3 protein-coding genes and 1 tRNA gene are annotated in these 2,728 nt (G+C 64.2%); 3 read left to right on the top strand and 1 reads right to left on the bottom strand.

Going from position 1 to position 2,728, the window contains the following annotated elements:
* Positions 1–138: 138 nt before the first annotated feature.
* A complete protein-coding gene (locus VFQ05_11640) occupies positions 139–1,659 on the top strand; it encodes a DUF2341 domain-containing protein (protein HET9327418.1) in 1,521 nt (506 codons plus the stop codon).
* A gap of 55 nt (positions 1,660–1,714) precedes the next feature.
* A tRNA-Ala gene (locus tag VFQ05_11635) sits at positions 1,715–1,790 on the top strand.
* Between the two features lie 62 nt (positions 1,791–1,852).
* Here VFQ05_11635 and VFQ05_11630 read toward each other — a convergent pair.
* The gene (locus VFQ05_11630) at positions 1,853–2,374 is read right to left on the bottom strand and encodes an HD domain-containing protein (protein ID HET9327417.1); all 522 of its coding nucleotides are present in this window, start codon (positions 2,372–2,374) and stop codon (positions 1,853–1,855) included.
* Here VFQ05_11630 and VFQ05_11625 point away from each other — a divergent pair.
* A partial coding sequence (locus VFQ05_11625) for a type II toxin-antitoxin system RelE/ParE family toxin (protein ID HET9327416.1) occupies positions 2,355–2,728 on the top strand: 374 nt, incomplete at its 3' end. The two genes, VFQ05_11630 and VFQ05_11625, sit on opposite strands and share 20 nt — an antisense overlap.

Genomic DNA, 2,728 nt, shown 5'->3' with positions numbered 1-2,728 from the left:
TTCTGCGGCCCGCTTGAAAGCTGGACCGCGGATCAGCCGGGCTGGTAGCCTTCGACTGCCGCGTTGCCAGCCACCCCCCGCACGCTGCGGCCGGAATCACTTCTCGAGAAACCAGACTCCGCTCTCCTCGGAGGCCCCATGGCCGCAGCTCGCCGGCGTTGCCTGCTTCTGCTCGGTTTGCTCTTCCTTCTCCTCGCTTCGGTGGCGCAAGCACAGATCTATCGCCGGACGATCGTGGTCACGAACCCCACGAGCAATTTCTTCGGCGCCATGCCGATCGACGCCCCGATCTACCCCGGCATGTTGACGGGCGTGGATCCGAATGGCGCCAACATGTGGTTCCTGGCGAGCGATATGCAGACACTCCTGCCTCACTTCGTGGAGCGATGGGACGAAGGGATCGGAGGTGGCTTCAAGTCCATCGTGTGGGTTCGCATCCCACCGCTTCCAGCGAACTCGTCAATGACCTGCTACCTCATGTACGGCAGCCCATCGATGGGTAGCTCGAACTTCGAGGCAACCTTCCCGACTCGTTACATCCTGGAATCGGGAATGGTCACGCTCGGCGGCGTCCAGCAGTACTACGACTGGTTCGAGGTCAAGCCTGGCGCGACGGTGATCGTTCAGGCTGGATCTCCGGTGATGATCCGCGCGGCACGCGCACGCATCGGCGGGACGATCAACGGCCTCGGGCAAGGTCATCCCGGTCCGGGAGGCTTCTACATGAGTGGCGCCGGCCCCGGAGGGGGAGCCGCGTCCCCGTTTCGTGGCTCAGGCGGCGGTGGATATGGCGGAGCGGGAGGATCGGGTGGATCGCAGGACATGACCATCTCCGCCGGCGGTTTGGCGTATGGAACCGAGAACGGCGGCGATTTCGACCTCGGTTCTTCGGGAGGAAGCGCGGACGTATTCGGCGGCGCGGGTGGTGGCGCGGTGCAGATCATGGCTCGCCGCGTGGACGTGAGCGGAACGATCGACGTGCGGGGTGGCGACGGCGGCGTGTCCGGTTCGTTTCCTCAAGGGTTCGGTGGAGGAGGAGGCTCAGGGGGCAGCATCCTGCTGAGCGCCAGCCGAGTCTTCCTGGGTCCGGCCAGCCTTCGCGCCGATGGAGGAAGGGGCGGTGAGCTCGTCGGCGGTGGTGGAGGCGGTGGCCGCGTCAAGATGCACGTCGCGGACTGGTTCTGGTACGACGAATTCAATCCGCCGTCGTTGACGGTTGCCGGCGGCGAATCGGGATTTCCAGTGACCATCAATCCGCCACAGCCCGGATCTCCGGGTGCGTATTTCATCGGCAATTATTCCGCGGTAGGTCTGACCAACCCCTGGGTGAGCGTGACGGTGGGCCCCGAAGAAGCAACGGTGTCGGTCGAGACCAAGGGCTTGCGAGCCTTCGTGGGGCAGCCGATGCCGAACCCATCGTCGCGGGAGGTTTCCTTCCGCATCGATACGGTTCGCGAGGGGGCCTGTCGCATCGAGATCCTCGATCTCCAGGGCCGCCGCGTTCGCAGTCTCGTCGATGGAGTCACGTCCGCGGGAAGGCGCGACGTCTCCTGGGACCTGCGAGACGAGAATGGACTGGCGGTTCCAGGGGGTTTGTACTTCGCGAACGTCGAGGTCGAGGGAGCTCGGTCGACTCGCAGGATCGTCGTCACGCGCTAGGGCCGGGTTGACGTGGTCCCACGCCTACGGTAAACACTTTCGCCTCCCGCAAGGTGGGGCTGTAGCTCAGTTGGGAGAGCGCTTGACTGGCAGTCAAGAGGTCGACGGTTCGATCCCGTTCAGCTCCACCATTTCCCATCTCCAAGTGACCTAATTGCACAGGCCCGCGTCCTCCGCGGAGCTGGAATCCGCACTAGCGCTGACGTTCCTGACCAATTCCCCATCGAGCCAGGACCGCCCCCGCCACATGACCGCGAACCGCCCGCTCGTCCGCCCAGGCCATCAGCTCCCGTGCGGCATCTGTGCACAGCCGTTCCGGTCGCGGCGCGATTCCCACGCGACCGAGGTCGAGCCGGTCGGCGTCCCAGCATGCGAGAAGGGTCTCGTCACCAGTCGTGATCCCATCGGTGTGTAGTCGGCACGCCTCGAACAGAAGCTCAAAGCGGCGGTCGTCGAGGTGAACGAGCGATCCGCGGAGTGAACGGGCCAACTCAGCCCCGCGAAGTCCGTGCAGGTCGTCACGACCCTCGTTGATCCGGCGAGAATCGTGGAACAACGCGAACAACGTGACGATCTCAGCGTCGGCTCCGGTAGATTCCGCGATCTTCAGGCCGTTTTCGAGCACGCGCGCCCAGTGGACTGCGCCGTGGCAGCCATACACGGGCAGCGAATAGCCTCGGAGAATTTCGGCGACGATGCGGGTGACGTCTTGCACACTCCGACAGTACCGCACCGTGCGCGAGAACGGGGTGGTGTCACGCTTCGCAGGTCGGTGGTCGGGTCGGTTCCCCCCGGCTATGCGGTTTCTCCGATTCCGCAGGTGGCCGTTGGGTGTGTCGCCCACGCCATTGACGGAATGTCGGATCGGACATAGAATCCATCGCGCATGGATGCACGCGACAGGCCGCTGGTTTGGCTCAAGGGCGAGCATGTCCACGATCGGTTCTGGCTGTCATGAGCTCCGGATCATCGATGAGAGCGTGACCTGGCGAATCGTGTGTGCGGTCGAAGCCGACGCCATTGTCGTACTGGATGTGTTCGCGAAGAAGACCAACAAGACGCCGAAGGA

It is taken from the genome of Candidatus Eisenbacteria bacterium (assembly GCA_035712145.1).
Classification (GTDB): domain Bacteria; phylum Eisenbacteria; class RBG-16-71-46; order RBG-16-71-46; family RBG-16-71-46; genus DASTBI01.
Note: the sequence above shows the minus strand (reverse complement) of the source record. Positions and strands in the feature narration are given on the sequence as shown.

Excerpts from the sequence above, each read along its gene's own strand:
- VFQ05_11640 (HET9327418.1), top strand. The coding sequence starts at position 139 with ATGGCCGCAGCTCGCCGGCGTTGCCTGCTTCTGCTCGGTTTGCTCTTC.